This window comes from Mucilaginibacter sp. McL0603 (assembly GCF_049992945.1).
Lineage (GTDB): Bacteria > Bacteroidota > Bacteroidia > Sphingobacteriales > Sphingobacteriaceae > Mucilaginibacter.
Genome location: NZ_CP188251.1, coordinates 2754534 through 2781363, shown reverse-complemented (window position 1 = coordinate 2781363; position 26830 = coordinate 2754534). Strand labels below are relative to the sequence as shown.

Annotated in this window: 22 protein-coding genes and 1 tRNA gene; 17 read left to right on the top strand and 6 right to left on the bottom strand. The window is 40.1% G+C overall.

All coding sequences use genetic code 11. The features are described from left to right. Positions 1–142: 142 nt before the first annotated feature. Positions 143–3730 carry a GMC family oxidoreductase N-terminal domain-containing protein gene (locus tag ACPPVU_RS13030; protein WP_426672143.1) on the top strand — a complete coding sequence of 1196 codons (3588 nt, stop codon included), beginning with the start codon at positions 143–145 and terminating at the stop codon, positions 3728–3730. Positions 3731–3928: 198 nt separating this feature from the next. Continuing rightward, positions 3929–4618, top strand: a complete 690-nt coding sequence (locus tag ACPPVU_RS13025) for an ABC transporter ATP-binding protein (RefSeq protein ID WP_426672142.1) — start codon at positions 3929–3931, stop codon at positions 4616–4618. Positions 4619–4817: 199 nt separating this feature from the next. Here ACPPVU_RS13025 and ACPPVU_RS13020 read toward each other — a convergent pair whose 3' ends face one another. After that, positions 4818–5924, bottom strand: coding sequence for a ligand-binding sensor domain-containing protein (locus ACPPVU_RS13020; RefSeq protein WP_426672141.1), 1107 nt, complete (start codon positions 5922–5924; stop codon positions 4818–4820). 122 nt (positions 5925–6046) lie between these two features. Here ACPPVU_RS13020 and ACPPVU_RS13015 point away from each other — a divergent pair, with 122 nt between their 5' ends. Beyond that, positions 6047–6937, top strand: a complete 891-nt coding sequence (locus ACPPVU_RS13015) for a winged helix-turn-helix domain-containing protein (protein WP_426672140.1) — start codon at positions 6047–6049, stop codon at positions 6935–6937. 130 nt (positions 6938–7067) lie between these two features. Here ACPPVU_RS13015 and ACPPVU_RS13010 read toward each other — a convergent pair. Continuing rightward, positions 7068–7141: transfer RNA gene (locus tag ACPPVU_RS13010), tRNA-Ile, on the bottom strand. A 190-nt stretch (positions 7142–7331) separates the two neighbouring features. Then, a complete protein-coding gene (locus tag ACPPVU_RS13005; protein WP_426672139.1) occupies positions 7332–8369 on the bottom strand; it encodes a YncE family protein in 1038 nt (345 codons plus the stop codon). A gap of 119 nt (positions 8370–8488) precedes the next feature. On the opposite strand from ACPPVU_RS13005, the gene ACPPVU_RS13000 reads away from it, so the two are divergent. Next, on the top strand, positions 8489–9121 hold the full coding sequence (locus tag ACPPVU_RS13000) for an HAD family hydrolase (protein WP_426672138.1): 633 nt from the start codon (positions 8489–8491) through the stop codon (positions 9119–9121). Beyond that, the gene (locus tag ACPPVU_RS12995; protein ID WP_426672137.1) at positions 9122–9598 is read left to right on the top strand and encodes a DinB family protein; all 477 of its coding nucleotides are present in this window, start codon (positions 9122–9124) and stop codon (positions 9596–9598) included. Here ACPPVU_RS12995 and ACPPVU_RS12990 read toward each other — a convergent pair. After that, positions 9595–10797 (bottom strand): proline dehydrogenase family protein, encoded by a 1203-nt coding sequence (locus ACPPVU_RS12990; RefSeq protein ID WP_426672136.1) that lies wholly within the window; start codon positions 10795–10797, stop codon positions 9595–9597. The genes ACPPVU_RS12995 and ACPPVU_RS12990 overlap by 4 nt on opposite strands. Before the next feature lie 67 nt (positions 10798–10864). On the opposite strand from ACPPVU_RS12990, the gene ACPPVU_RS12985 reads away from it, so the two are divergent. The 12 genes from ACPPVU_RS12985 (at position 10865) to ACPPVU_RS12930 (ending at position 23389) form a co-directional block, all read left to right on the top strand. Beyond that, positions 10865–11071, top strand: coding sequence for an RNA-binding S4 domain-containing protein (locus ACPPVU_RS12985; protein WP_426672135.1), 207 nt, complete (start codon positions 10865–10867; stop codon positions 11069–11071). A 3-nt stretch (positions 11072–11074) separates the two neighbouring features. Then, the gene (aroB, locus tag ACPPVU_RS12980) at positions 11075–12133 is read left to right on the top strand and encodes a 3-dehydroquinate synthase (protein WP_426672134.1); all 1059 of its coding nucleotides are present in this window, start codon (positions 11075–11077) and stop codon (positions 12131–12133) included. 1 nt (position 12134) lies between these two features. Next, positions 12135–13028, top strand: coding sequence for a sterol desaturase family protein (locus ACPPVU_RS12975; protein ID WP_426672133.1), 894 nt, complete (start codon positions 12135–12137; stop codon positions 13026–13028). Positions 13029–13249: 221 nt separating this feature from the next. Further along, positions 13250–13981, top strand: a complete 732-nt coding sequence (locus ACPPVU_RS12970) for a hypothetical protein (protein ID WP_426672132.1) — start codon at positions 13250–13252, stop codon at positions 13979–13981. A gap of 301 nt (positions 13982–14282) precedes the next feature. Continuing rightward, complete coding sequence (locus tag ACPPVU_RS12965; RefSeq protein ID WP_426672131.1) at positions 14283–15203, top strand: prephenate dehydratase; 921 nt, start codon at positions 14283–14285, stop codon at positions 15201–15203. Positions 15204–15327: 124 nt separating this feature from the next. Beyond that, a complete protein-coding gene (locus tag ACPPVU_RS12960; protein WP_426672130.1) occupies positions 15328–16455 on the top strand; it encodes a chorismate mutase in 1128 nt (375 codons plus the stop codon). Between the two features lie 68 nt (positions 16456–16523). Continuing rightward, positions 16524–17813: a 3-phosphoshikimate 1-carboxyvinyltransferase gene (gene aroA / locus ACPPVU_RS12955; RefSeq protein WP_426672129.1), complete on the top strand. Its 1290-nt coding sequence runs from the start codon at positions 16524–16526 to the stop codon at positions 17811–17813. A gap of 215 nt (positions 17814–18028) precedes the next feature. Continuing rightward, complete coding sequence (aroC, locus tag ACPPVU_RS12950; protein WP_426672128.1) at positions 18029–19123, top strand: chorismate synthase; 1095 nt, start codon at positions 18029–18031, stop codon at positions 19121–19123. Positions 19124–19222: 99 nt separating this feature from the next. Continuing rightward, complete coding sequence (locus ACPPVU_RS12945; RefSeq protein ID WP_426672127.1) at positions 19223–21046, top strand: AAA family ATPase; 1824 nt, start codon at positions 19223–19225, stop codon at positions 21044–21046. Positions 21047–21172: 126 nt separating this feature from the next. After that, a complete protein-coding gene (locus ACPPVU_RS12940; RefSeq protein WP_426672126.1) occupies positions 21173–21346 on the top strand; it encodes a hypothetical protein in 174 nt (57 codons plus the stop codon). 127 nt (positions 21347–21473) lie between these two features. Then, positions 21474–22712, top strand: a complete 1239-nt coding sequence (locus ACPPVU_RS12935; RefSeq protein ID WP_426672125.1) for an MFS transporter — start codon at positions 21474–21476, stop codon at positions 22710–22712. Between the two features lie 8 nt (positions 22713–22720). After that, on the top strand, positions 22721–23389 hold the full coding sequence (locus ACPPVU_RS12930; protein ID WP_426672124.1) for an HAD family hydrolase: 669 nt from the start codon (positions 22721–22723) through the stop codon (positions 23387–23389). On the opposite strand, the gene ACPPVU_RS12925 is transcribed toward ACPPVU_RS12930, so the two are convergent. Continuing rightward, positions 23358–26228, bottom strand: coding sequence for a carboxypeptidase-like regulatory domain-containing protein (locus tag ACPPVU_RS12925; protein WP_426672123.1), 2871 nt, complete (start codon positions 26226–26228; stop codon positions 23358–23360). The genes ACPPVU_RS12930 and ACPPVU_RS12925 overlap by 32 nt on opposite strands. A gap of 44 nt (positions 26229–26272) precedes the next feature. After that, complete coding sequence (locus ACPPVU_RS12920; RefSeq protein WP_426672122.1) at positions 26273–26788, bottom strand: DinB family protein; 516 nt, start codon at positions 26786–26788, stop codon at positions 26273–26275. Positions 26789–26830 lie beyond the last annotated feature (42 nt).

The window sequence follows — 26830 nt, the reverse complement described above, 5'->3', positions numbered from 1 at the left end:
TCGTGCTTTTATGTCCAGATCCCCTGAATTACTTAGGTAAATACCCATGATCCGTCAATTACATTTAATATAGGTTACCAGGTGGTTCGCGATGAAACACCGTATAGGACTTCTGATTTTTCCACCTAAAACCAACCTTTATATGCCTAAGCTATTCAACTTCAGGGGATATGATGCCCCAGATCCACTCGACAAGGCTTCCGGTTACAGAAGCTATGTGATCCTGATCGCTGTGAACATGGTATTGACCGCCCTGCTGCTGTATTATATCATCTGTCCGGGTGATATCCTGTATTTTAACGGTTTCAAGCTATTTGGCATTTCTTTCTCTTATTGGTACACCATAGGCCTGGACCTTATTATTAACGGTCTTATTTATCCGCTACTTATTAATCTATTAAGGAAGTCAAGTTCACTGGTTATTATATACCTGTTGGTGTTCCTCCCCCATTTTTTCCTTGATCTGTGCATTGAGTCTCACTTTCGTTATTCAGCACCGGAAAAAGCCTTATGGATGTACCGCGATCCATCTATAATATCTTTTATCCACCCACCCGTTTTAAAATTATTTTGCATACAGTCTGTCTACGCCATTTTATTGGGGTTAATCGGTTTATTTTTAGCAAGGGTCATTGCTCAGGTCATCTATAAAAACAAGATTATTGCCAATTGTCCAACTAAGGAACAATACACCAACCTTTTCCCGAAAAAGTGGTCGGGTGAGAATATACAGAAACCATCAAGGGACGCGGCATTCTATATATTGCGCATTCTTGGTTTTTCCTACCTTGCCTATTTAAGCATATTGGTATTGGGTCTGGCTGGTTCATTACCCTGGCCAGACAGCATTAAATCGCTCATTGATTTGACCTACGCGAACCCGGCACTGGCTATCAATACCTTTTTTAAGATCACCGTGATGATCATGCTGACATTTATTGCTGCGTATAATAGGAGCCTCCGGTTTTATGCCTGCGGGGCATTGCTCTGCGGCCATGTGGCATCTACCTGTTACTCCCTTGTATTCCATTTTTATCAACCCCTGCATGCCACCGATTCCTCTTTCCTGTTAGTATCTGCCATAACCGACGGTGCAATGATCATCATATTCCTTTGGATTATGCTGAAATATAAGAATGAAGCAAAGATCTATGCGCCTGATGAAGAATACCCGATCGATTTTTCTATTCCGATGACCTTAATGCAGAATCTTTATAAGGTCCTGGGTATTTTGTTTATATTGATACCAGTCGGTATCATTTATTTGCGGGTATTTAAGAATGGGAAATATGGGCTGCCGGCAGTGTTCGGCAATCCTGACCCGATGATCGGGAATACGGTGACACTTTATGCCACGCTTGCCATTATCTCCTTTCTCCTTGTGAAAAGGAATAAGCTTAGGGAAGCCTTTTTTAATACGCTGATCGTGCCACTGACCTGTGGTGCGGCAGTAGCTTTATTGTGGCTGATCATTGGCGGAATAACCGGCGGCGTATTTATACAAACCAGGCTAAACCCACCAACCAAGATTAGCGTTGACTGGTATTTTGTGATATTCAGCCTGTTTAATCTGGGTATTATTGTGCTGCTGGTGGCCTTTAGGAAAATGTATTACACGGTGGATTATGCAATCAACACGCTAAGCCCTTCTGCAGCAGTTAACATCGTTGCAATGACCGGTGCATTTTTTGGCGGTAACAATAAACAACATACGGCAGTACTTAAATCAATTGACCAGTATGTCGGGGGCATCAGAGGACGGAAACGCGGCCTGATGAACCTGCCTTTCGGTCTTTTCGAGAACCTGCTGAATTTCCTGTACGGGATGCACCCTCCGTTCTCCGCCATGGAAAGAGAAGAGCAGCGTTATTTTCTGCATAAATATTTCCTGACTAACGAATTGGAGCGAAAAAGAATGTTTGTTCCCGCGCTGGCTGATTTTGCGTACCAGATTGGATTATCTCTTAATTCGATTGTACTGTTTGCCAATTATTCCTATATCAATGTTCAAAGTGCAATCGGTTATGTTCCTGTTGAGGCAAGGGATCGTTTGCAGGGGGACATTGCTTCGGGGCCACCACCATTTAAGGCACCGGCAAACCTGCCCCGCGACAATAAAGACCCGTTAAATTTCAAACCACTTACTACGGTTCCGAACCAGATAGTGGCACCCCGTGTTACAACACCTGTCAGTGAGCCCTCGCTTCCTGACGAAGTGGATTATCTTATTGTAGGTTCGGGCGCAGGTGGTGCAACCGCCGCCTACCGCCTGGCATGCAATGTAAAAGATCCAACACAGATCCTGGTTGTAGAGGCGGGGACGCGCTATCAGCCCCTGCAGGATTTCCAGGATAGTGAGATCAGTATGATGAAGAAGGTATACAAAGAAGGCGGCTTGCAACAAACCAAGCAATTTACGATGAATATGCTGCAGGGCGAGTGTGTCGGTGGTTCCACCGTAATTAACAATGCGGTTTGCTTTGAAATGCCTGAAAAAGTCCGGAAGGCCTGGCAGGAAGACTATGATATTGACCTTTCGGCCATTGATGAACATTACCGACAAATAGCTGAAGAATTAAACATTATGGAGCTGGGAAATAAGGGGGTCAATCAAGTTGTCAGTGACAAGTTCAAAGATGCGGTGAAGAAACTCAATAGTACCCTGCAACCGAACCAACAACTTGACACCCATTATCCTTTAAAAGTTAACCATCTGAACAATAACGGTGACGGGAACTGGAACCTCGGAAATAAACGGATGCGGAAGCGTTCGATGCTGGAGACCTATATTCCCTGGTCTGAAGCTCGGGGCGTAAAAGTCGTTGCAAATATGACGGCAGTCCGCTTTATATCAGAGAACGGAAAGAAAGCGGATACTGTCATTCTTCGTTCAGATAATGGCGATGTCGTCAGGGTTAGGGTGCGCAAAGCCATCATTGTTGCAGGTGGAGCTGTAGCTAGCAGCCATTTTCTTATGCGGAGCGAGACAGGAAATGAAAATATCGGGAAAGCACTGAGTTGCAATTTTGCATTTCCTGTGGCTTTCCAATTTAACGAAGAAATCAAAGCTTACGATGGCGACCAGATCACATTGGGCGCTTTGGACCCGCAATCGCGTTCTGCCTTTGAAACTTATTTCAATCCCCCGGCTTCTTTCGCATTATCAAGCGCCCCTTTCTTTTTCGACCGAAGAGATTCAATTATGAGTAATTATTCGCGTTTGCTGAATTTCGGAGCATTATTGGGCTCAGAGGCAAACGGGGTGGTACAGCGTAAAGCAGACTTGCTAAACGGCCAGGCCTTCAGCTGGACACTGGGACAGACTGACGTCGCAAACATCAAATATGCGCTTAAAACACTGGTACAACTTGGTAAACTGGCAGGCAGCACCAGGGCTATTATACCGACAAAGCCGGGCATTGATCTAAAATTAGATGATCAGGAAATAGCGGAATTCAATTCAAGCTTAGACTCATTCCCACTAAGAATAACCGACCTGGGTTTAGCTACGGCTCATCCACAGGGAGGTAATTTCATGTGCGGATCGAAATCAAAGTTCAAGGGGCAGCGGGTAGTGAACGAAAAATTCCAGGTGGATGATTTTGAGAATGTATTTGTCGCAGATGCGTCTCTTTTTCCAACCAGTATCACAGTCAATCCCCAATGGACGATCATGGCTATGTCGTCCCTGGCAATGGAAAATGTGGTTAAAATTTATGAAAAGAGCTAAAATGTATAGCATAGATATTTCATTGCACCAGCCTGAAATGTCTTACGAATTCAATGCATTTTTTATCACCCCTAAAGGGTGATTTTGATATTATATTCACCTAAATTTGTAGTATTTACTTATCTTACTGCATCGATCTAAAAAAACAGGATAACATTTAGCTTTTTAATGATTTTAACCCTCTAAAATCTGAAGCATATGATAAAGATCTCTGATATCGAAAAATGCTACCATACCGATGAGCTGGATATCGTGGCATTAAACAAAATGTCCATTGAGGTTGATGAAGGCGAATTTGTGGCAATCATGGGCCCATCAGGCTGCGGGAAATCAACCCTACTGAATATCTTAGGGTTTCTTGACGATCCTGATAGCGGAAGTTATGTTTTCAATGGCGTTGAAGTAACTCATTTTAATGAGCGTAAACGCGCAAATCTGCGCAAGCAAAATGTCGGCTTTTTATTCCAGAATTTTAATTTGATCGATGATCTGACTGTATTTGAAAATGTCGAACTTCCTATGATCTACACCGGTTTACCAACTTCAGTACGTGCAAAAAGGACCGGGGAAATATTGGATAAAATGCATATCGATCAGCGCCGGAAAACTTATCCCCAACAATTATCGGGTGGACAGCAACAGCGCGTTGCACTGGCAAGGGCGGTGGTAAACAAACCTAAATTGATACTTGCAGACGAGCCAACAGCCAATTTAGATTATGACAATGGCAAGGAAGTTATGGACTTACTGAACGAGCTGAATAAGGACGGAGCGACTATCATAATGGTTACCCATTCTGAAAATGATGCCAAATATAGTCACCGGGTAATCAGGTTGCCTGATATTCCGATACCGGTAAAAAATAATAGTTTACACAAAAGCGAATAACCAATGGCTATTCGCTTTTGTGCACCCAACTGAGCATTTCTCGAACCACTTTATGGTTGATTTGAAGTGATTAGTGGCTCTATGCGCTTGAAATGAAGTTTTGATAAAAGAACCCGACGGGGCGCCTCTCGAACCAACTTAATCCTGACTACGATGCCCACTCAATCGGATACGGTCGCCAATTGAAAGCAAGGTCACCTTACTTTTTAGCCTCTGTATCGTTAAAACTAGTAATGGTACTTCCATCATAACGATACACCCCATCTACAGCGCCAAACCAAATACTACCTTTATCACCTTCTAAAATCCCGAAAATCATTGGTTTATTTGTTATTTCGGTTACTGTTGGCTTTTTATTAGACAGGGACTTTCCGTCATACCGGGTAAGTACCCAGGCTGCGGTATTAGCACTATACCCAGAAAGTACCCTACTTAGATCATTAAAACTTTCTGAACTAGCCCAAGCCTGGCTATTATCCCTTTCTGAACTAGTCCAAATATTGCCTTTTTTATCTTCGTAAATATAGCCAACAAACTTCTGCGTGAAATTGGTAAATGTACTGCCATCATAGCACCAAAGACCATCAGGTCCACCAAGCCAAATATTGCCTTTTTTATCTTCGATTATAGAACGAACATTCTTAAAAGGTTTGTTCTCATGGGTGAAAACGGTAAATGTTTTTCCATCATACACGAAGGTATTGCCTCTTGTAGCAAACCAAAACTTGCCTGTTTTGTCTTCAATAATAGAATTGACTTCATAAGGGGGTCTATTCGGAAAAGTTTTCCCTGTCCGATCTTCATTCATCGCATCTCCATTTATGATATAATTCCAAAAGGATTTCCCATCGTAACGGCTTGCTCCTCCAAAAACACCGAACCAGATGTTGCCTTTTTTATCTTCATAAATACTACCAACATCATTATTAAGAAGTCCATCCCTGGTTGTGAAATTTTGAAAGGACTTCCCATCATAATAATAAACACCTGAACCGATAGAGCCGAACCACAAGTTGCCTTTTCTATCTTCTAAAACAGAAAAAAAACGGGCCGAACTCACTTTACTGGTAATATTGGTAAACGATTTTCCATCGTATCGAAAAATGCCCTCCCATGAAGCAATCCAAATGTTGCCCTTTCTATCTTGTATGATATTACGAGTGATTCGGTTAGGTCCGTGGGAGGTAATTACCTCTTTGTTTTCAGACTTGATAGTTCCTTTTGGTAGATCAGTTTTGTTTTGTCCTCTACAGGAAGTGTAAAAAACAAGCATCAGTAACAAAGCATATACATGTGCGTATTTCATAATTTTTTCTTTTTTATTACTTTACAATTATTTGATTCAGCGAATCTACTTTGATATTTTTCGGCTTGAGAGATTTGGATTGTAAATAAAAATGTAAACTTTGTAAATAAATCGTAAACAGTATGTTTGATAGCCTAAACCTGCTCTCCGGGAGACGCAAGTACCTGTTTGGATCATTGATACTTCTGTTTATCTCTGTGATCTGCGCGGCTTTCAGTATGGCCGGCAATAACGACTTTGATATCGTCAGAAGGGAAGTTTTGCTTCGCAGGATCGGAGATGAACTGCTTTTACAGTCGGGCGACAGTACATCAAGAGTACTCCCGGTAGAAAAGATATCAGAAAATGAATACCAGATCAGGTTTGAGAATGATCTTACTTTTCAACCGGACTCCATGGTGAACACTACCAGGCGTTTGTTAGCCAAAGACCCCCTCACACGTGATTATGTTGTTAACGTTCTGAACTGTGGCAACGCCAGTGTAGCCTATGGATTTGCTATATCCGGAAATAAAAAAGATGATATTGTAGCATGTAAAGGAAGAAAGCAACCCAGAGCATGTTACATGATCAACATTAAATTCAAACCGACGGGCATAAGTACAGCAAAGAATGGATATCTTCTGGGCAGCCTGACATTTCTGGCATTTGTTGGTTTCATTTATTTGAGATCTGTTAAGCCGCGGAGGGCCTTACCTAACTGTCAGTATAATGACATGTTAACTTTAGGCGCCGTGTTGTTCGATGCGAAGAATCGAAAGCTGATAATAAACGGGAAAACAATAGACTTGACCGGAACTGAAACCCGTGTACTGCTCATTTTCGCGTTGTCTCCCAATGAGACAATAGAGCGAAGCCGGCTGCAAAAAGAGATATGGGAAGATGAAGGAGTTATTGTCGGGCGTAGTCTGGATATGTTCATATCAAAACTCAGAAAAAAATTGGAAATTGATCCGAACAGCAAAATTGTTGTTATACGTGGCAAAGGATATAAGCTTGAGATTAGATCATAAGAAAGTTTAATCCACTTTAGCTTTGTCTGTTCTAACTGTAAGTCATTATATCGCTTTTCCTGAAAGTTAATATGTAAAAATCAAAAAAACTCTGTAAATCAATAATTTACAGAGTTTAATAGGTTACTCGTGCGCCCACCTGGGCTCGAACCAGGGACCAAAAGATTATGAGTCTTCTACTCTAACCAACTGAGCTATAGGCGCTGAAATCGTGTTTGAATTTCGGCTGCAATGTTACGGAATTACGGCCAAAATTCAAAAACGTTTTTTAGTTAAAATTGCAAGGGGCTAATTGTTAGGTTGAAAAAATGTTGTAGAGGTTATAGAAGTTGCAGTTGTTGTGAGAGATGAACCTTTCAACAATTACAACATTTATAGCCATTCTAACTAAAATCTATTTCCCTACCTCTATTACATGAAACGTGCCAGGGATCTGTTTAGGGCGCGGCCTTGGATTATCTGTTGTTGGCGTGGGTGCAGGCTCAGATTTTGCGGTTGGTAAAAACAAATGGTGCGTTACCATATCGATGCCAATAGTACGTGCGCCTGGTTCGGTTGGGATATTTTCAATAAACTCAAATTTATCGGCACTAAGTTCTCTTACAGCTGTTATAGTGCCTTCGCCGTTGGAAGCATAGGCTATTTTTAACTCAGGGTCAAACACTAAACCATCGGTTCTGCCAATTGGAAATTTAGCGATAGTCTTTCCATTCGAGGCATCCATTATAACCATAGTTTTACTATCACCGCAGGCGATAAACAAGCGGTTTGTTTCGCGGTCAATATCTAACCCTGAAGGAGAAGTGCCTCCATCAATTTTATACCTTGTAATTTCTTTAAAAGTGGTAGCATCTACTACAAATATGGTACTGCTCTCTTCTCCATTAACAAATATTTTACCTTTTCCATCAGACACTGCAGTTTCCAATTTATCACCTAAGGGTACAGTAGCAACAACTTTTTCAGTTGCCGGATCAACAAAAGTCAGATCCTGGCTGCCACCATTACAGGTGATAATTTTCTTTGAAAAATCATCGTAAAAAATAGCATCCGGGTTTTTCGCTGGTAAAGCTATTTCCCCTGCGGCTGTAAGGGTTTTCAAATCAAATACGGTTATAGAATTGGTTCTGCCATTACTGGTAAATCCTTTACCTAAGGACTGCACTAATGCTATACCATGCACACCGGTTGTTTTGGGTATATAACCAAGTGAATCACCTGTTGTGCTGATCACATTCACCTGTGAGCCATGCGATACATAAACACGTTTATTGGCACCGTCAACGGTAATATAATCCCAACCACCTACGCTGGGGATCTTATAATTATTCAACACTTTAAAACCTGTGGTTTTTTGTGCCCATGATTGAAAGGGTAAAGCGGTGATAACGCTGAATAGTATTAAAACAGCTGATTTTTTTTGAGAGTTCATGTCTTGGTTTTTTATGCTATTTACACAGAGATTTTGTAATAATACTGGAGAAATATTTATTGATTTTAGAATGTATTTAAAGGAGTATTTTTGACATATTTACCGAAAATAACTAACCTATGCAAAACATCAAAAACATCATATTTGATTATGGGAACGTGATTTTCCTATTAGACTTTAAAAAACTGAAAGATGGCTGGAATTCGATAGCCATCAGTAATCCGGATGTTTTTTTTAGTCATGGAGTGCAGGACCCAATTTTTGATGCATTTGATAAAGGGCATGTTACAGCATCCCAATTCAGGGATTTTATAAGGGAGAAATCAGGCCATCCGGAATTACAGGATGATGAAATTGATTCTGCATGGAATAGCCTGCTCCTGGGTGTCGATAAAGGCACTCATGAGACTTTAGCGGCGTTGAATAAAAAATACCGCACATTTTTATTAAGTAATATCAACCCTATACATTACGAGTATATTATGAATTACCTTAAGGATGAATTCGGGTTTGAAAGCAATGATCATTTATTCGAAAAAACCTATTACTCTCATTTAATTGGATTAAGGAAACCGGATAGCGTTATATTCGAAAAGGTCTTAAAAGAGAATGGGTTGAAAGCGGAAGAAACTTTGTTTATTGATGACATTGCCGCGAACCTTGAGCCTGCAAAAGCATTGGGTATCCAAACATTTATGATGAAAGCGCCGGATACTGTACAGGATTTTATTAAAAGAGAAGGACTGCTATAAATGCACCAATTATTGACGCAGCAATATGAGATCATCAAAGGCGCCAGGCACGCCCTGTTCGATTATTGTGAAATAATGGGTGATGACTTTTTTAAAAAGGTAGAAATTTTCAATAATAACTGCATTAGTGATTTGCTGATACATAATGCAAATACTTATATCAGTTGGCTTGATAATTTTGGCTTGGATGGATCAGTAACTTTTTATGCCAATAATGATGTCAGTAGTTTAACCGAAATTAAAGTAATATTTGAGCAGGTCGATCTGATCGTGAGTGATTTTTTAAAAAAGTATCGCGACGATTATCTTCAGCCACAAACCAAGCACATTGCACGAAAAGGAATTACTTTAACTTTAACTCCGCTTCAATTATTCACGCATGTAACTACACATGAGTTCCATCATAAAGGGCAAATGTTGACTATGAGCCGCTTGTTGGGCTATACTCCTGCCGATACTGACGCGATACGCACTTAAACTTTGCGGCGCTTTTTCTCTTTAATGATCAAACCTAATTCACGGCTCATTTGCCCGGCAATGGCGGTATTTTCCTGTGCGCGCCTGAATAAATAAGGCAAAACAGCTTTCACAGGGCCATAGGGAACGTATTTCGCTACGTTGTATCCTGCATCAGCCAGATTGAAGCTCAGGTTATCGCTCATACCCAACAATTGTGAAAAATATACATGAGGATGATTGTGGGATACTTTCTTTTCATTTAACAGGTCGGCAAGTAAACGACAACTATTTTCATTGTGTGTCCCGGCTACAAATGCGATCTGGTTAACATTCTCAACACAAAAATGCAGGGCAGCGTCATAATCTTTGTCAGTTGATTGCTTATCAGGTTGTATCTGGCAGATATAACCCATTTCGGCAGCGCGTTTACGCTCTTTTTCCATATAGGCTCCACGTACCAGTTTTGCACCTAATATAAAACCCTCTTTTGCTGCAATGGCATGATCGGCTTTTAATGATGCCAGCTTATCATGCCGATACATCTGGTAAGTATTGTAAACAATAATCTTTTCTTTATTGAATTTGCGCATCATATCCAGCGCCAGCATATCTATGGTATCCTGTATCCAGGTTTCTTCGGCATCAATCATTACCGGCACACCGCTTTCATAGGCTTTGGTACAAATGGCCATTACTCTGGCCTGTACTTTTTGCCATTCTGCAGTTTCTTCTGCGGATAACTGTGCTTTAGCATCTAATTTCTCCAGCAAGCCAAAACGGCCAACGCCGGTTACTTTAAATACAGTGATCGGTACAGCCTTATCACCTGATGCACGCTTAATAGTCAATATGATCTCATCGCGGGTAGCATCAAAAATATGTTCCTCATCCTCGCCCTCTACTGAATAATCAAGTATGGTACCTACCCCGCCATTGTGCAATTTTTTGATCGTATCATCACATTTGTTTATGTCTTCACCGCCGCAAAAATGTTTAAATATGGTGGCTTTGATGATTCCTTTTATCGGTAAACCTATCTTCATAGCGAAGTTGGTTACCGGCGGACCCATTTTTACAAAAAAGTTAATATTGATCATCCTGAACAGCCAGTAAGCGCGATTCAGATCAGCGTTGGAAGAATTACGAAAAGCAATTTCTGTATTTTCAAAAGACAGCGTCCCCTTGCCGGGATCAGCAACAGTTTCATTATTGAGCATGGCGCAAAATTAGAAAATGCAAAGCAAATAACTCATTATCCTTTGAATAGTTTATTTTTGCAGCCCCATGATAGAATTCAAAGTAGAGGGAGATTTCATCCCCATGATACAATTATTAAAGGCAACCCACCTGGTTGATACTGGCGGTGAAGCGCAAATTGTTGTAGCCGAAGGTGAAGTAAAATACAATGGTGCGGTGGATTATCGTAAACGCCTCAAAGTAAAAAAAGGCGACGTAGTTGAATTCAGGGGAACAATAATCAATGTATTATAATTTATGAACACACTTAATAGCATTAGCTATCCAATTTATTTTGAAAATACATTAACCGAACTGGTTAAATTTATCAACCAGGGCAATTATTCACGCTTTTTCATTTTAACGGATGAGAATACGGGTAAATATTGCTTGCCGATTATAAGGAAACATATTGACAAACTAGACAATTTCGATATTATCGAGATCAACGCCGGAGAGGAAAGCAAGAATATTGATTTTTGTGTTGGCGTTTGGAAAATGCTGATCGATTTTAGTGCCGACAGGCAAAGTCTGCTTATCAACCTGGGTGGTGGTGTTATTAGCGATCTGGGAGGATTTGTAGCTTCAACATACAAAAGGGGTATCGATTTTGTTCATGTACCTACTACCCTATTATCACAGGTGGATGCTTCTGTAGGTGGCAAAACGGGCATTGATATGGATAATATCAAAAACATTATCGGGACATTTACTCAACCCAAAGCAGTTTTTATCGAGCAGTCATTTTTAGAAACACTGCCAGCGAGACAAATTTTATCAGGACTTGCAGAAATGTTAAAACACGGTTTGATATGCGATGCAAGCTACTGGAGCCAGCTAAAAAACAGTGACCTCAAAAAACCATCTGCTGAGTTGGTCTATAAGTCTGTCGAGATAAAAAATAAAGTAGTAATCGAAGACCCGCACGAAAAAGGCATTCGCAAAAGCCTGAATTTTGGTCATACCATCGGGCATGCTGTTGAAACTTATTCACTAGTGAATGATGAAAACCCGTTGACACATGGCGAGGCAATTGCTATCGGAATGATCTGTGAGGCCAGGCTTTCTAATATAAAAATTGGTCTTAGCGATGCTGATCTGACCGAGATCTACGAAACTATCAATGGCCTATATCCAAAATACGAAATAGCAGAAACATGTTATAAAACGTTATATAACATTATGCTGAAAGACAAAAAGAACCAAAGTGGTAAAATAAATTGCACGTTGCTGACAAGTATCGGGCATTGCAGTATTGACAATATTTGTACAGAAGACGAACTTTGTGAAAGTTTAAGATATTATTCGGCTTTATAAAATGTTGCATTTAGACGCAAGAAGCGAGGCGGCAAGCGTACTGGTAGGATTACTGGTGTTGCTCACCGTTATAGAAATGGGTCTTAATTATTGGGAGAATCGCAAGTTTTACGAAAAGCGCGACACCCTCATCAATATCTATCTTACTATACTCGCCTTCATTCTAAATATTTCCGTTAAGGGCATGACCTTTTTTATATTGGATTATGTCTGGCAGTTCAGGCTGTTCGAAATTAAAAATGTAATTGCTTATTGGGTGATATTGGTAGTTGTGCAGGATTTTCTTTACTGGGTGCTTCATTACACGGGCCATTATTGCAGACTATTTTGGGCTATGCATGTTACCCACCACTCCTCAGAGCATTTTAACCTGACAACCGGTTTCCGCTCCACCGTTTTTGAACCATTATACAGAGTATTCTTTTATTTGCCGCTGGCATTTATGGGATTTGATGCCCTTGATATATTATATGCGTATCTGCTTACGCAGTTGTACGGTAATATTGTACATACCCGGTATCAGGTAAAATTGCCCAAATGGTATGGATGGATATTCGTTACGCCGTCACATCACAGGGTGCATCATGCTTCAAACATACCCTACCTGGATAAAAATATGGGTATGATGTTTATCATCTGGGACAGGATTTTCGGAACTTTTCGGGAAGAAAACCTGCCTGAGCCTATCCGTTACGGTTTAACCAAACAACCAGAAGATCTGGGCCCTGTGAATATTCTTTTTCACGAATGGAAAGCGTTGCTACAGGATGCAAAACAAGCACCGGATTTTAGAACCAAACTCAAATACTTCCTTAACCCTCCCGGATGGAGCCATGATGGGCATACACAAACGGCAAGAGTGATGCAAAGGGAATATGAGAAATCATTGCATTAGTGACAACTACAGGACACTAAGTGTTCACTACGCTTTTTTACACAATCAGGTGTCGCAAAAGCCCCTCTAAATTGGCATTTTCGCCCCTCATTTTATATGCATTCGCGCTGTAACTTTAGTGTATCAAAAACTATTTCCCTTTGATCATGATTCATTTAATCAGTTTAGCGAAGAAATGCAACAAAAGCTTATACTTCCTTACTATTCTAATTTTGTCTTCTTTGGGTTTATTGCTACCCAACGCGGTTTTTTGTCAGGAGACAGCAGACACGAAACTTGAGAAATGGCCGGCTGACCTGGAGCGCGACTTTGCTTTAAGTTCACTTCCGCCACACTTAAGAAAAGGGGCGACTGTTTATTTACTGGATCCGACTAAAGGATATTACATCTCAAAGAAAGGGAACAATGGCTTTATTTGTTATATTGAAAGAACATCATGGGAATGGGGAGAGTTTAGGAAAGACCTTGCCGCGCCCATCAGTTATGATGCCGAAGGGGCCAGAAAAATTTTTACCGTAGTGATGGATGTGGCGGCTATGCGGGCTTCCGGAAAATATACAGCGAAACAGATCAGGGACATTGTAACAGACCGGATCAGGAAAGGTATATATAAAGCGCCGTCCAGGTCCGGCATCTCTTACATGCTGGCCCCGCTTATGCGCGTATACCCTGGTTTGCCGCCTAATAATCAAATAATGACCATGAGCATGCCGCATTATATGTTTTATGCTCCGTATTTAAATAATTCTGACATCGGCGGTGACACGACAAATGGCCCATTTGTAAATAACCCGGATAATGCTGTTCTGGGAGACAGGAAAGGCCCGTACGGCTTTATTATTATGCCCGCGGGGAAATCAGAACAGGCGGAGATAGTGAAAGCAGGCAGCGATCTTCTGAAAAGGCTTGCTGCTTACAAATCCTATTATAAGATTAATCCCGCAGGTGGTTGATAAATGTAACTTGCGCCCGTTTAAGTGTCCACACCTGAATGTGCGTTACAGGATTTTCGCCCAATAAAATTTGGTTAAAATCAATTATTTTCAAAAAAATAAAATTTTCTATTGACAGAACATTTTTTTGATGTACATTTACGGCATAAACAAAAACAATGAAGTTAAACAATGCATATTTTTATGGCTACTACTTTTACTTTACCAGTAAGAGCCGGGACTAATATGCACTAACAAACATATAAAGTAAACTGAAAAGTCCCGGCACAAAAAGCCGGGACTTTTCTGCTTTAAAAGGGTTATGAAAGAAAAAAGAACAAGAGTAGCGATCCAGGGTACCAGAGCTTCCTTCCACGAAGAGGCCGCCTTTTTGCATTTTGGTGAAGACATTCAGACCATTGAGTGCAATTCATTTAAGCAAACATTTGAAGCTTTACAGAATAAGGAAGCTGATTACCTGGTAATGGCTATTGAAAATAGCATTGCAGGCAGTATTTTACCCAACTACTCGCTGATGATGAGCTACAGCTTCACGGTGGTTGGTGAAGTTTATCTGCCTATACAATTACACCTGATGGCTTTACCGGGCGTTAAATTCGAGGATATTAAATATGTTACCTCCCACCCTATTGCTATACGCCAATGTGTTGACTTTTTTGACGAATACCCTCATTTAAAGATCGTTGAGAGCAGTGATACCGCTGCTTGTGCAAAACGTATCAGGGATGAAGAATTGACCGATACAGTTGCCATTGCCAATACGTTAGCAGCTAAATTATACCAGTTGGATGTATTGGAGCGCAGAATAGAATCGAACAAAAAGAATTTCACCCGTTTCCTGATCTTAACCCATCATGAAAACGTGGAAAAGAAGGAGAATAATAAAGCTTCACTATGTTTCCAGGTAAGTAACCAGGTTGGTGCGCTGGCAAAAGTGCTGCAAATTTTCGCTGAACAAAACATCAACATGAGTAAAATACAATCTATGCCGGTAATCGGAAGGCGTAATGAGTATAACTTTTATGTTGACGTGGAATGGGAACATTCTAAACAATATGATGGTGCAATACGGCAGGTATTAAAATATACACATAACTTTAATATCCTGGGTGAGTATCAACGCCATGATGATGAACACGCTACTAACGAACGTGAGCAAAAATTAAGAGCACAGGAAACAATAACACGCAAATACATCCACGTAAAAAAAATAGTTAAATAGGTTTGGTCGGGAAGTCGGAAAAGTCCGCGAGACCGAAAGAATAAATAAATATTTAAATTAACAAAATTAAAAACGACTTACGGACCCGCCGACTTACGGACTTCCGGACTAACAAAAAAAGAGTATGAAACTAGATTTAAACATCCAGCCACTTAGTTCCTGGATAAAAACAGGGAAAGAACCGCTTGTAATAGCAGGCCCCTGCAGTGCCGAAACAGAAGAGCAATTAGTGGCAACTGCCCATTTGTTGGCAAAAACCGGTCGCGTAACTGCATTACGTGCAGGTATCTGGAAACCACGCACCCGTCCGGGAGAATTTGAAGGTATTGGCAGCATTGGACTGGAATGGCTTAATCGCGCTAAAGAAGAAACCGGATTGCCAACGGCTATAGAAGTAGCTACAGCAAAACATGTTGAAGAAGCTTTAAAAGCAGGTGTAGACATTCTTTGGGTTGGAGCACGTTCAACCGTGAATCCGTTTACCGTTCAGGAAATCGCCGATGCCCTTAGAGGTGTTGATGTGCCTGTAATGGTTAAAAACCCGGTAAACCCTGATCTGTCATTATGGATAGGCGCATTGGAGCGTATCAACAATGCAGGTATCACTAAACTGGCAGCTATCCACCGTGGTTTTTCTTCACACGAGAAAACTGCTTTCCGTAACGAACCTATGTGGGACCTGGCCATCAGCCTGAAAACACTCGCACCACACTTACCAATTATTAACGACCCAAGCCACATTTGCGGTAACCGTGAATTATTGGGTTACGTTGCACAAAAAGCGCTTGACCTGGATATGCAAGGATTGATGATCGAATCACATATCGACCCAAGCGTTGCGTGGACAGATGCCAAACAACAGGTTACTCCATCTTCTTTGGTTGAACTGATTGAGCGTTTGACACTTCGTAAGCCTGATGTACAAGGCAATGAGCTAAAAGATAAATTGGCCGAACTGCGTAACCATATCGATAAGATCGATGACGTTGTGTTCCAAAAAATGGCCGAAAGAATGCAGATCGTTGAGAAGATTGGCAATTACAAAAAAGAGAACGGCATTACCATTCTGCAAGTTAACCGTTGGGATGAGATATTGAACAAACGGGTATCTTATGCAAAAGCTTTAAAACTGAGCCCTGAATTTGCTGAAAAATTACTTGAGTTGATCCATAGTGAATCTATCCGCAAACAAACCGAGATCATGAACAAAGATCAGGCAGGACAAGCACAGGAAAAATTGACGCACGTTTAATATAAATGATACTTGGAGATGTGAGATTTGAGACAAAAATTACATCTTATCCCAGTAGCAAAATAAACATGAAGGAAAATATAATCCTTACGAAAAAAGACAGATCGGTTAACGGCACTATGCACCTTACCGGCTCCAAAAGCGAATGCAACCGTGCTTTGATTATAGAAGCATTGAGCAACGGAAAGGTGAAGGTGAAGAATATATCAGATGCTGCTGATACGGTGACTTTGTTGGATGTATTAAGTCATAAGTCTGAAGTTGACAGTAATAACTCAGAACTCAAGACTCAAGACTTAAGACTGGTAAACATCGGCCCGGCGGGCACGGCTATGCGTTTTCTGACTGCATATTTCAGTTTCCGGGATGAAGAAGTGATCCTGACAGGCAGCGAACGGATGAAACAACGACCAATAGGTATCCTGGTAAATGCTTTACGCGACTTAGGTGCACATATTGATTATACCGAAAACGAGGGCTATCCCCCACTGCGGATCAATGGCAGTTTGGGACAGCAGCAAAAAGAAAAGATCAGCATAAAGGGCGATATCAGCAGTCAATATATTACCGCGTTGTTGCTAATCGCAGCCACTTTGCCTAAAGGTTTGATCGTGCAGATTGAAGGAGACTTAACCTCGAGGCCGTATGTAGAAATGACCCTGGCAATGTTGCGCCAGGCGGGTGTTCAACATCAGTGGATCGGGAATAGTATTCATATTGAGCACCAGGAATTCAGAGAAACATCCTTGCCTGTTGAGCCTGATTGGAGTGCAGCATCTTATTGGTATTCAATAGCTGCTTTAGCAGATGAGGCAGAATTATTTCTGCCAGGATTAACTGCCTACAGTTTGCAGGGCGATAGCGTGATCACTGAGATCATGGCTAACTTTGGCATCACCTCGCAGTTTAAGGATGATGGTGTCTACCTAAAAAAAGAAGCCAAACCACTTAGCCGTAAAATATTCGACCTGAAATCATGCCCGGACCTGGCCCAAACTATCATTGTAGTGTGCGCTGCTCTGGGTCACGATGCAACATTTACAGGACTGGAGACTTTGAAAATAAAGGAAACCGACCGTGTGCTGGCATTACAAACTGAACTGGCTAAAATCGGCGTTAAACTAGTTGAAAAAGGTCAGGTTTATAAGCTGGATTGCAGCGAGAAATTTATTCCGCGAAGCGTTTTCATACATACTTATGATGATCACCGAATGGCAATGGCCTTTGCACCGCTGGCTCTGATCATACCCAAAATTGAAGTTGAAGATTTCAATGTGGTTGAAAAATCATATCCCGCATTTTGGGAAGATCTGAAGAAAGTAGGATTTGAAGTTGAGGTTAGCCCCCTAACCCCCTAAAGGGGGAAAAGGTAGCTGGAAAAAGCGAAAGAAAAAAACGCCTTGTTTTTGCGAGGCGCAAGGCGGGTGGTGTTAAGGTGCAACGATGCAATCGCGAACCTTGCATATCGGCCCTGTATAGCATGCGATTGCTTCGTTCCTCGCAATGACATCAAATAATAAATATAATTATCCGCACATTTGCATATCAGCATATTTGCACATCAAAAAATACTATGGCAGGCAATTCATTCGGACAATTATTCAGGATAACAACTTTTGGCGAGTCACATGGCGAGGCTATCGGCGTGATCATTGACGGATGTCCTGCCCAATTGGATGTCGACCTGGAATATATTCAATCCGAACTGGATAAACGTCGTCCGGGGCAATCCAAGATCACCACACAGCGAAAAGAAAGCGATACTGTAAAAATCCTTTCAGGTGTGTTCGAAGGTAAAACTACGGGAACACCTATTGCAATGATTATCCCTAATGAGGATCAGCGCTCTAAGGATTATACACATAACGTTGATGTTTTCCGTCCGTCCCATGCTGACTATACCTACCAAACCAAATATGGCATCCGCGATCATCGTGGTGGCGGCCGCTCATCAGCCCGTGAAACTGCCGCACGTGTGGCTGCAGGTGCATTAGCTAAATTGCTGTTAAAAACACAGGGAATAGAGATTGTGGCCCATGTGAGCAGCGTGGGTAGAATAAATGCGCCCAATGTCGAGATAAAAAACGCCCAGGAGTTTATTGATGAACGCGAAAAAAATATCGTCCGCTGTGTAGACCCTGCCACAGCAGAAGAAATGATCGAATTTATTGATTCAATACGCAAACAGGGTGATACCGTTGGTGGTAAAGTGAGCTGCTATATTCAAAATTGCCCGGTTGGCTTAGGCGATCCGGTTTTTGATAAACTGCATGCCGAGTTAGGAAAAGCTATGCTAAGTATTAATGCTGTCCATGGTTTTGAATACGGCTCTGGCTTTGAAGGCAGCGAAATGTGCGGTTCGGAGCATAATGACCTGTTCATCAAAAATGCCAAAGGTGATATTCAAACCCGTACGAATTTCTCCGGTGGGATACAGGGTGGTATCAGCAACGGTATGCCTATCGAATTCAGGGTAGCATTTAAGCCTGTTGCAACTATAATGCAAAGTCAGCCCACTATTGACAGCAAAGGCAACGAAGCCGAAATATCCGGTAAAGGTCGCCATGATCCTTGCGTGGTACCACGCGCCGTACCTATTGTAGAGGCAATGGCAGCACTAGTATTGGCTGATCATTGGTTGAGGAACAGGAACTCGATTTTGAGGTAAAAGGTTAAAACAAAACAATACCCACTTTACCAAAACAATATATCCCATGAATTTTTTATTAGTACTTTAGTTTTATGAAAACTCATAAGGCAAATTTTAATGTCTAACATAAAAATTATAGAGAGAAAATGGATTGAAAACTTCAGAAAGTCACCCTTAGTTGATAATTCAACCGGCATTTTTAAAAGTGAATACGCCCATCAGCTCTTCTATGGAAAAAAAGAAGACAGCTTATATCCATTTAATTTTCCTCATGATTTCAATAAACATTACATTTCTTATTTAAATGTTGATGAATCAGATTCTTTAGAAATATTTAGCAAATTCTTAGAATTTATTGGAATTCAGTTGAACCACGATAAGTTAAAAAATCACATAAAGAAAAGTCCATCAGACTATAAAAAGTTTGCTGACAAGTGTTACTATATATTTAAGACACTTGCTCATTATGATCAAAATCTTGTCGTTGCTAATCCATACAAAGACAACTTTGGGGACATTGTATATTTGCTTAGAATAGAATGTGATGAAAGTCAGCTAACTCTTTTTGACGATATAACACTACCTGATTTATATAGTAGATTTAGTAGTTTTCCCGACGGATATGAAAGTGATTCTATTATAAGTCAACTATTTAAGAAAATTGAATCAAGCAACGAAAGCCTTTTTATTACTGGCAAAGCTGGTACTGGTAAATCAACATTCATACAATATTTTGCAAATAAAACCCGAAAAAAGTTATTAATGTGTGCCTTTACAGGTATTGCCGCAATTAACGTCGGGGGACAAACTATTCATTCATTTTTCAGACTCCCAACCAAGCCCCTTCTGCCTGAAGACCATGAAATAACAACTTTTGAAAAATATTCTCAAAAGTACAAAATGATACAAGAAATTGAAGCTATTGTAATAGATGAAGTATCTATGCTTAGGTCTGATATCGTTGAGGCTATAGATTACTCATTAAGAATAAACGGTGGTGATCCAAACAAAATATTTGGTGGTAAACAAATAATTTTTGTTGGTGATATTTTTCAATTACCTCCAGTAACGGACTCGAGTGATGAAGTTGACAATATAGTATTTACTGAAATTTTTAAAAGTAAATATTTTTTCGACTCCCCAGCTTATAAAAAATTAAATCCTCATTATTTTGAATTTAAAAAATCTTACCGTCAAAGCGCAGATTTAAAATTTGTAGAAATATTAGACAAAATACGGGTTTGTAATATTAATGAAGAAATACTCGAAATATTAAACGTTAGAACCAATCCATTATATATACCTAAGAATGACGAGTTTACTATCACACTGACTTCCAATAATTTCATTGCAAATGGAGAAAATTTGCGGCGAATTCAGGAATTACCTTATACGACATTTAGGTTTGACGCTCAGATAACAGGTGAGTTTAAAGAAGACCGATTCCCAACAAATAAAGTTCTTGAACTAAAGAAGAATTCACAAGTTATGTTTATAAAAAACGATTTAGCTAAAAAATGGGTAAATGGAACCATTGCCAAAATTGATTTTATATCCGATGATTTTATAGAAATCAGGTTGCAAGATAATACCGTTCATTTGCTAGAAAAAAATACATGGGAAAATAGATCATATAAATATGATAAGGCTAAAGGGCGAATCATTTCAGAATTAAAAGGAACATTTACACAGTATCCTATCAAACTTGCCTGGGCTGTAACAATTCATAAAAGTCAAGGCTTGACGTTTGACAACGTAATTATAGACACAGGAACAGGTGCATTTGTAAACGGACAAATGTATACCGCATTAAGCCGATGTAGAACCTTAAACGGTATTACATTAAAAAGATTAATGCGAAAAGAAGATATAATTTCTGATGAACGTATAATTAGTTTTCATGAAACAGAGCAGTTGATAAATTCGATTAATTTTGATTAAAAACCTATTTGCATATCAGCAACCTATTATATGAATCATCTTTTAATTATATTTATACAAAAGGAAGCAAAATGACTGTTTTACAAATAGCCATTCCTGAAAAAAAAGGGAAAAGCAGTGTGCATCTTGTTAAAAGAATTAGGTGTTACTGTAAAAAAAATCGACAACAGCAAACCTCTTCTAAAAAAGATAAAAATTGCCGTTAATGAATTAAATGATGTTAAGGCAGGGAAAATAGAGGCAAGAGATTTCGATGATCTATTGAATGAACTAAAAAACAAAAACAATTCTTCCAATTGATAGGGATGTTAAATATTGAATGATATTACATTTACAAAATCTTTAAAACTTCTTAAATCTAATATCGTTTTCCCATCTTCACATTTGCATATCTGCATATTTGCACATCAAAAAGTATATTTGTGTAATGCTCTCCCAAACCGTCCAATTATACAAAAAAGCATATAGTGGTTTATCGCGCAATAGCTGGTATCTATGCCTGGTGATGTTCATCAACCGCAGCGGCACTATGGTTATTCCGTTCATGACCATTTATTGCACGCAAAAGCTCCATTTCACTGTGGAGCAGACGGGTATTATCATGGGCATGTTCGGGATCGGCTCACTTTGCGGTGCCTTTATTGGTGGTAAACTGACCGACAAATATGGGTTCTATTATGTACAGGTACTGGGCCTGGTGGCAGGCGGGCTGCTATTTTTATTGCTGAGCTTCCAAAAGACTTTCATATCAGTTGGTATCTGTTCATTTATATTGAATATGTGTAATGATGCGTTCCGGCCGGCCAATTCTACAGCTGTTGCACATTACAGTACCGATCAAAACCGGACACGCTCTAATTCGTTAAACCGACTTGCAGTAAACCTCGGCTGGGCCTTTGGTGGTCTCCTTGGAGGGACATTGGCCCATATTGATTATCATTTACTGTTTTGGGTTGATGGCTGCACCAATATTGCAGCAGGATTACTTTTATTAAAGCTTCTCCCCTTTTCAAAGATAACTAAGGCTGCAAAGAGCGCTTTTGATGTTGCTTCCGGTAAGTCTGCTTACCGCGACTATGTTTATTTAGCATTTATCGGCCTGTTAATTCTCTACGCCACCTGCTTCTTCCAGATATTTACCATGCAGCCTTTATTTTATAAAACCCAATGGCATTTTAGTGAGCAATTTATCGGGGGATTGATGGGCATAAATGGTTTGCTGATTGTAATGTTCGAAATGATCATTGTACATAATTTCGAAGGTAAAAGGCATCCGCTCAGGTATATTTATATAGGGATACTGCTCGTCGGGGCTGGGTTTGTATTGCTGAATTTTCTACCCGCCAGCTATTATTCCGCATTGTTTATTCTATTGTTTATTACGTTAGGCGAAATACTTTCTATGCCATTCATGAATTCCTTCTGGATCATGCGTACCAATGCCAATAATCGAGGCGAATATGCGGCACTATATGCCATGGGCTGGTCGGCAGCCTCAATCATGTCCCCCATCATAGGCGGACAGGTAATCACCTTTGTAAGTTATAGTTTATTATGGTGGATCACCGGTGCTATTTGTCTGGGAGCTTCGATGGGTATGTTGATGCTTTATCGCTTTAATAATAAAAAAACTATTGTTGTACCCATTGAGGAAAGTATATTTTAACCTGCATTATGAAACGTGCTTTAATATTAGATCTTGATAACACCATTTACCCGGTTAGTTCCATTTCAGAGAACCTATTTGCACCTTTATTTGAAGCACTTGATCAACATGCTGATAGTATCAATGCAAGTGATGCAGAACGGGTAAATAAGATCAAAGATGAAATGACACGCAGGCCATTTCAACATATTGCAGATGAATTTGAGTTAGATGCCGGGCTTAAGAATAAAATGGTAGACATATTGAAAAATATATCCTATGATCTGCCTATGCAGTCTTTCGACGATTATCAGCATATCCGGTCAATACCGCTCGACAAATTTTTAGTAACCACCGGCTTTTCAAAATTACAATGGAGTAAGGTGAAGATGCTCGGAATTGAACCAGATTTTAAGGCGATCCACATTGTTGATCCTGAAGTAAATCAGCAAACTAAAAAGGACGTGTTTGCCGGGATAACGGCTGCGCACGGTTATACTCCCGAAGAATTGCTGGTGATCGGCGATGATCCCGGATCAGAGATCAAAGCAGCAAAAGCATTGGATATAGATACTTTTCTTTATGACCCTGAAAATAAATATCCGGATACGCAAGTAACTTACCGGTCAGCCAACCTGAAAGACGTATCAGATATTTTGCAGCAGACTATTTTGATTTTGCAGCTATCGCTTTACTAATATTTAGCTTCTGTCTCTTATATCCCAGATTACCATTAAAATCAATGCCCTCTATTGTTATCGTATAAGTTGAGGGCTTATCCGCGGCATAAAACCACAGCGTTGCCTTACCATCCTCATCGGTAATTATATTTGGTTCCCAGCTAATGGTTGATCGCAGATCCGGCAAATGTTTTGTTGTATCCGTAACCAGGTATTTTGGCTTATAAAACTGTTTAGGCCAGCTGACGGCTAAAGGTTTGTATAAATACATACCGGGTGTGTTATCTATTATTGGCCCATGACCTGAACGGGTAGTGATTTCTACAAAGGCTACATCACCTATATGAATTATTGGAGCCCATTCCATAGGAATATATTTCATTGCGTATTTTGTAGACATATTGACCTCTATCCCTTTTATATCCTCGGCTGTATGCGAATTAAGATAATTTGTAATATCATTGAAAGCAGTACCTGAAGGTCTATAAGTTTGATAAACTGAAGTACCATCAACAATAAATTTAATTGGCTTGCCCTTAACATAATACCAATCTTTTATAATCGACGGAACGTCATCTCCGTTCCCGTCAGTAACAAAATAGAAGAGACCTATATCCTGTGTTACCCTTTCACTCTTACCATCAAGAATAAACATACCTTGACCAAATCCGCGAACGTTTTCCTGCAACAACTGCAGCCATGTTTTTTTACCTGCTGCTTCCAAATCTTTCTCATCAAGTACTATATCAGCATTACCAGGGCCGTTAAGATTTTGTGATCCTTTAACGGTCTTCTTTCCAAATATTTTCACCTCTTTTAATGTATGTTGACCTGTGGGGTTATTTGCCTGTAATTGTAATTGTTCATTTGTTCGGGCGTAATTCAGTAAAGTAGAATCGCTGTTTACATACCAGGGCATCATTCCTGGCATGGTTGATTTTGCAAAAGCGAGCGGTTTTACTTCGTCTACGGTGACGTTCACATTAAAACTTTTACCATTCCTATTTACTGCCTTTACAATAAATATTGGTGTATCTGCCCTGGGTAAATTATTAAATATAAATCTGCCTTCGTTATCGGTAACAGTGTCCCTTACTATCGATGGAGATTTGGAAAAGAGAATTACGCGCGTACCTTTAACCGGCTTATTAAACACATTTGACACCTTGCCGCTCACCTCAAACTGATGCTCTGCTTTGTATTGTATGTTTGATGGTAGATCATAACTGACCCACCCTTGTGTAAGCATTAGGTTATCCAACGCCTTCCATGCTTCTGTACTTTTTGAAAAATAATAGCCGGGCTTCTCAATATATCCCTTTATATCGGATGTTAAAAGCATGCGACTGATGATATTGTCATCACTTAGTGAGTCAGTTTTTACCTGGGTATCATCAGTAACCGCAAAAGAGAAATTGCCCGAAACAGGTTTGCCTGTAATATCATCTACACTAATATGTAAAGCAATACTATCCCGTGGATTATATTCGGTCAGGTCAGTATTTGTCTTAATATACAGCTCGTCATTATGATTAATAAATACCAATCTTCCGTTTATTGATTGATATTTGGTCGTCATCAGGATGAAATGCGTTATACCGGACGGGAACAGGCTCTTTGCTATTCTTTTGCGGATATAATTTACATCCTTAAAGTTTATGATCGCAGCATAGCAAACAATCTCCCTCGCTTTGCCTATTAAAAAATAGCTGGTATTTGCTTTAACTATATCATCGGTAACTGCAACTGAAACTTCAACAGAATCACTTACCATACCATTCCTCACCTGTAAAACCGAACCTGAACTTTTGACCATCGGCAACGGGTATTCCTTTATTGTTCCACCAGCCAAAGTCACCTTTGCAATGTAATTTTCACCCGATTGTACTGTCAGATAAAAACTGCCCATACCATTATGCGAGGTTTGGAAGGATGCCACCTGTTGATTGTTATGATCTGTAATTGTACCGGAGATGTTAACTCCTTTACCATCCTCGCCTATCGCTTTAAAGCTGACATGTGAGGGCAGCCCTGCTACTAAATCCCCCCCTTCTGGTAAAAATTGAAGGTCTATTTTTTCAGGCCGATCTATATTTACAGGGATGACTGCCTTCCTTTCTTCATTTTCAGCGATTATAGAAATACCTGATGATCTTTCCGGTAAAGTAAAATTCACATCAATAAGACCGTCTGCATCGGTTTGTACTTTTTGCTTATATAAATTTTTGTTGCCTGCCGTAACCTTCAATTGCAGAGGTTTATTGCCAAAAAGCGTTTTATCCTCATTACTAAACTGCAATTTGGCATTAATTAAATTTTTATCGTTTATACTACTTGTACTGATCTTTGTATTGACGAGCCAGTTATTTTCAGAAGCACCTGTAATGTAAAAGGTTTTGCAAAAGAATATGTCTCCAAAATTCCGCATCCAGTTGGTATAGGCGTGCAGGGTGCAGGTGCCTGTAGTAAAATCTTTATCGCTTAATGCTATATTTCCCCAACTAACGCCATTTTTAACAGGAAATACGTATTGCTTAATAAGACGCCCACTATCATTACCAATATCAATGTGTAACAGTCCGCTTTTTGCAGAAAGCATTAACGATGGAGCATTTAACAAGTAAGCTTTAAACCATATCGTATCGCCCAAAGCATAGTAAGGTTTATCAAATTGCAGGTAAGCCTTTTCGCCTGGGTATTGGCTTGTTAAACTGTCTGAATGATTTGTAAGCTTCAATAAATTTTTCTGCGATATATCTGATTGGGCAGATACAACTATAGGGTAAAACAGGTAAATTGCAATTAACGTTAATAAACGTTTACAAGATATCCTGTAGCTTTTAAGTAAGTACAGCATTTGATGATTAGGCTTAAGGGGAGAACTAATCTAAAAAGAATAAATCAGTTTTCCAATAGCCTCACCGTCACCAGTAATTGCCCTACGTGCCGCATGGTATGTTCAGCAGCATGGGTCAATAAACCGATAACTGTTGATGGGATCTGCGCACGGCCCACGCCCCTTGGTTCTGTCAATATGGCTTCACTGGTATTACTTAACTGAGTGATGGCTATATCGACCTGGTCACTAAACTTTTCAACCAGGCTGTTAACGCTGCATTCCTTTTCGGGTTCTTTGCCTTCGTTTGCCAGGTAAGTTAGCTGGGATGCATTTAAAGCTTCTCCTCTTGCGTAAGTAAAAAGCCGGTCTAGTATCCCGGTAAGGTGCTGTAAATGAAATGCAGGGGACGCCATGCCACCAGGCTTTACCCAAAGAAATATCTCCGGAAAGTTGATCATCAGCGCACTCACTTCTTCCCTTGCCTGTAGTAACGCGTGGGCTACCGGCTGCAATAACGCCGGAATTCCATCTACGGGGCCTCTCAGCCAAACTTCTCTTTTTATATTTTCTTCCGGCATAATTTTAATTTGTCATATAAAAACTGGGGCATTTTCTCACCT

What these genes read in the sequence shown, in the direction of transcription:
- aroB (WP_426672134.1), top strand. Translation starts at nt 11,075, where the DNA reads ATGAACACACTTAATAGCATTAGCTATCCAATTTATTTTGAAAATACA.
- ACPPVU_RS12990 (WP_426672136.1), bottom strand. Translation starts at nt 10,797, where the DNA reads ATGCTCAATAATGAAACTGTTGCTGATCCCGGCAAGGGGACGCTGTCT.
- ACPPVU_RS12935 (WP_426672125.1), top strand. Translation starts at nt 21,474, where the DNA reads ATGCTCTCCCAAACCGTCCAATTATACAAAAAAGCATATAGTGGTTTA.
- ACPPVU_RS12925 (WP_426672123.1), bottom strand. Translation starts at nt 26,228, where the DNA reads ATGCTGTACTTACTTAAAAGCTACAGGATATCTTGTAAACGTTTATTA.
- ACPPVU_RS12985 (WP_426672135.1), top strand. Translation starts at nt 10,865, where the DNA reads ATGATAGAATTCAAAGTAGAGGGAGATTTCATCCCCATGATACAATTA.
- ACPPVU_RS13000 (WP_426672138.1), top strand. Translation starts at nt 8,489, where the DNA reads ATGCAAAACATCAAAAACATCATATTTGATTATGGGAACGTGATTTTC.
- ACPPVU_RS12930 (WP_426672124.1), top strand. Translation starts at nt 22,721, where the DNA reads ATGAAACGTGCTTTAATATTAGATCTTGATAACACCATTTACCCGGTT.
- ACPPVU_RS13030 (WP_426672143.1), top strand. Translation starts at nt 143, where the DNA reads ATGCCTAAGCTATTCAACTTCAGGGGATATGATGCCCCAGATCCACTC.
- aroC (WP_426672128.1), top strand. Translation starts at nt 18,029, where the DNA reads ATGGCAGGCAATTCATTCGGACAATTATTCAGGATAACAACTTTTGGC.
- ACPPVU_RS13005 (WP_426672139.1), bottom strand. Translation starts at nt 8,369, where the DNA reads ATGAACTCTCAAAAAAAATCAGCTGTTTTAATACTATTCAGCGTTATC.
- ACPPVU_RS12920 (WP_426672122.1), bottom strand. Translation starts at nt 26,788, where the DNA reads ATGCCGGAAGAAAATATAAAAAGAGAAGTTTGGCTGAGAGGCCCCGTA.
- ACPPVU_RS13025 (WP_426672142.1), top strand. Translation starts at nt 3,929, where the DNA reads ATGATAAAGATCTCTGATATCGAAAAATGCTACCATACCGATGAGCTG.
- ACPPVU_RS12975 (WP_426672133.1), top strand. Translation starts at nt 12,135, where the DNA reads ATGTTGCATTTAGACGCAAGAAGCGAGGCGGCAAGCGTACTGGTAGGA.
- aroA (WP_426672129.1), top strand. Translation starts at nt 16,524, where the DNA reads ATGAAGGAAAATATAATCCTTACGAAAAAAGACAGATCGGTTAACGGC.
- ACPPVU_RS12965 (WP_426672131.1), top strand. Translation starts at nt 14,283, where the DNA reads ATGAAAGAAAAAAGAACAAGAGTAGCGATCCAGGGTACCAGAGCTTCC.
- ACPPVU_RS13015 (WP_426672140.1), top strand. Translation starts at nt 6,047, where the DNA reads ATGTTTGATAGCCTAAACCTGCTCTCCGGGAGACGCAAGTACCTGTTT.
- ACPPVU_RS13020 (WP_426672141.1), bottom strand. Translation starts at nt 5,924, where the DNA reads ATGAAATACGCACATGTATATGCTTTGTTACTGATGCTTGTTTTTTAC.
- ACPPVU_RS12945 (WP_426672127.1), top strand. Translation starts at nt 19,223, where the DNA reads ATGTCTAACATAAAAATTATAGAGAGAAAATGGATTGAAAACTTCAGA.
- ACPPVU_RS12960 (WP_426672130.1), top strand. Translation starts at nt 15,328, where the DNA reads ATGAAACTAGATTTAAACATCCAGCCACTTAGTTCCTGGATAAAAACA.
- ACPPVU_RS12995 (WP_426672137.1), top strand. Translation starts at nt 9,122, where the DNA reads ATGCACCAATTATTGACGCAGCAATATGAGATCATCAAAGGCGCCAGG.